This window comes from Chthonomonas sp., from assembly GCF_035294505.1.
Classification (GTDB): domain Bacteria; phylum Armatimonadota; class Chthonomonadetes; order Chthonomonadales; family Chthonomonadaceae; genus Chthonomonas.
Genome location: NZ_DATGKU010000017.1, coordinates 1 through 3,012, shown reverse-complemented (window position 1 = coordinate 3,012; position 3,012 = coordinate 1). Strand labels below are relative to the sequence as shown.

General features: G+C 53.1%; 2 protein-coding genes. Both read right to left on the bottom strand.

The genetic code is table 11. The annotated features are described in order from the left end of the window. On the bottom strand, window positions 1–1,020 hold a 1,020-nt coding region (locus VKV18_RS00490; protein ID WP_324202266.1), incomplete at its 3' end, for a phytoene desaturase family protein. Then, a complete protein-coding gene (locus VKV18_RS00485; protein WP_324202265.1) occupies window positions 1,020–2,552 on the bottom strand; it encodes an aldehyde dehydrogenase family protein in 1,533 nt (510 codons plus the stop codon). The genes VKV18_RS00490 and VKV18_RS00485, both read right to left, overlap by 1 nt. Window positions 2,553–3,012: the final 460 nt, after the last annotated feature.

The window sequence follows — 3,012 nt, the reverse complement described above, 5'->3', positions numbered from 1 at the left end:
CTCGGCATCGCTATCGGCAGAGAAGAAAAAGTTGTGGTGTTGAAGTTGGGGCCATGTGCGATTGCATCCGAGGTAGAGCACAATGCCGGAGCAGGCCGGCTCGAGTTGCTTTTGTCGTTTTGTGAGGTACGCTTTGGCTTCGGGGGCATCAAGGAGCCGCTCGAGTGTGTACACGATATCTGAGTTGGCAATAACGGCCTCGAAACGCTCGAGTTGACCCCCTGAGGGGAGCACACCGACGATCTTTCCGTCGGCGGTTTCGACGTGCTCGATGAAGGTGTTGAGGCGAATGTCCACTCCAAACTCATTACAGAGTTTGCTTAAAGCCCCGGCAATTTCTCCGGTACCTCCCATGGGGTACCAACAGCCGAGACCGATTTGAACCCATGCAATAAGGCAGAGAATGGCCGGAGCCACAAACGGAGAAGAACCCACATATTGTACGAAGTGCTCGAACAGCTGTGCAAGCCGTTCATCACGGAAGTGCTTGCGGATCGCGCCATGCATGGTGGTGAAAGTGTCCATTTGGATGGCAAGAAGAGCCGATTGAAGATTCATCGGGCTGGCTGTCATGAGATCGCTCAGGCTGCCGTAAGGTTTCCAGTAGAACCACCGCTCCGCAATCGAGTTCATGCGATGGCCATAGCGAAGAAATCGGAGATAGTTAGCCACTTCCTGTGGTGCAAACCTCTGCAGCTCGGCATTCATTCGATGAAGAGAGGAGTAGAGGTCAAGGTGCGAGCCATCGGCAAAAAAAGCGCGCCATTGCGGATCAAGGGCAACGAGGTTAAGGTAGTCCTCGTGATGACGGCCTACGGAAAGAAACAGTCGTTCGATCACTGCCGGTTTTGTTATGATGGTAGGCCCCATATCAAAAGTGAAGCCGTTGGCTTTCCAGACGTTCATTTTGCCGCCGAGATGGCTATTTTTTTCATAGAGGGTTACGCGATGCCCTGCGTGCGCGAGGCGCACGGCTGCAGCTAGGCCTGCCAAACCACCCCCAATCACTGCGATCCGCATTATCCATCTCCTCGATGAGTATTTTTAATCGAGCGCCGATATTCTCTTCTCCAGCTTTGCACGGCAGTGAAGAGAGAGAAAAGCCCTTTAAGGCGTAGGGAAAACGAAGAAGGTTTGTTGAGTTTCACAAGCGAACGGAGTATTTGCACATTGGCGCAATAATAAGGAAAAAGATGGTATCTCCGTTTTGACGGTGACACAACCTGAACGGCCTTCCATATCACAAACTCATCCAAGCCCTCGCGCCCGCGTTGCTTGCCAAAACCGCTTAGACGCCATCCACCAAAAGGGATTTCGGGGTTCGCGGCGACGAGCAGTTCCGTCTCGTTGATGGTGACGACGGCAGCCTGCAGTTGCTGAGCTATGAGGCAGCCGTGTGCTCTATTTTTTGTCCAAACGCTGGCACCGAGGGTGAATTCCGTGCGGTTGGCGCGTTCCACAGCCTCTTCATCGTCACGAACGGATGAAACGGCGAGTACAGGCCCAAAGAGGTCTTCCTGCATAAGCGCCATGTCGTCGGTGCAGTTGGCGACGAGCGTGGGGGCATAGAAGTAGCCGGCGCGTGGAAGGGGGTGTCCGCCCATAAGCAGCACCGCTCCCTGAGTACAGGCTTCTTGAACCCGTTGATGCAGGGAACGCCTTAAGTCTTCTGTACGCAGGGGGGTAAGATCACGTTCGGGCTGCAATCGCTCCATTTGTTTTCGGCAGAGAGTAAGGAACTCATGATGGCACCGTTGATGAACGAAAATACGTTGTGGCGCAACGCAGCTTTGCCCTGCATTGCAACAGCGTGCCCACACAAGGCAACGAGCTGCAGACAGCAGGTTTGCATGGGCGGTTACAATGCTGGCATCATTGCCCGATAGCTCCATGACGGCAGGAATAGGCCCTTGTGCCAAGGTAGCAAGGATGGTGCGACCTGTGGTTAAACTGCCCGTAAAAGCAAGCTTCTGAATGGTGCTTCGACAAAGGGCTTGGCCTGTTGCGGCATCACCTATCACAAGAAAGACGGGGAGATTGGCCTGTTCAAAGCAGTTTTGCAGAGCGCAGGCTGAAGCGATAGCCAGTTCAGATGGCTTCCACACCACGGTGTTGCCGGCTGCTAAAGCCCAAAGAATAGGGGTTAGGTTTAGCCAGAGGGGATAGTTCCACGTGCCGATAACTCCCACGACGCCGTAGGGTTGGGGGTAGAGGGTTGTTTGGTGGAGATGGCGGGGACGAAGGAGTTGGGGAACCTGTTGTTCAAGCCATTTAAGGGCTGCAAGCGACGGCAAAATTTCGGCTCCGTAGACCTCCTGCAGAGGTTTGCCGATCTCTTGATGGATGGTGGAGGCGAGCTGTTCTGCTTGGGCGGTCAGCACCCCGCGAAGTTGCCTCAGATAGCCACAGCGTTGGCGAGGCGTAAGGCGTGACCATTGAGGCAGAGCTTCGTGTGCCTGGGCCACGGCGGCGGCGATCTCTTCTTCGGTTGCGCTGGGGTAGCAACCGATGGTCTGTTGGGTAAGCGGGGATATAGAGCGAATGATGCGCATTTCGTACCGAGATGGATTATATATTACCCTTCAATAATACGTTCTCTCTTCAGAGAAAGTGGCTTGCGGACGAAGCTTTAAGAATAAAAATGGCGGTCGGGGGGAACCGACCGCCATTAAAAGGGGCGATAATGGGGTTTTCCTTTCTCTACGAGCATCTTTGCGAAAGATGCGGAGGCTCGCATCTTTGCAAGTTAGCGATGCTTCGTTTGAGGTGGAAAACGTCTTTTGATAAAGACAGAGATATTCTATCACCCTAACGTGCGGCTGTCAAGTACTTTTTTGGGTTTTTGTAGGAGCAGGCCAAAAATTTTTCCGTTTTTCCTAAAAATAGGGGATATTTATGTATGATTGGCACGCAAATTGCAGTAAGGATTCTGGTGCACTCTTTGTGAACGTGAGTTGTTGACGCTCCAAGAGTCCGCACTGAAAGTTGTGCAGGTCTTAGGAGTAACGGACA

Bases quoted from the DNA above. Each gene is read 5' to 3' on its own strand.
- VKV18_RS00485 (WP_324202265.1), bottom strand. From the start codon at position 2,552: ATGCGCATCATTCGCTCTATATCCCCGCTTACCCAACAGACCATCGGT.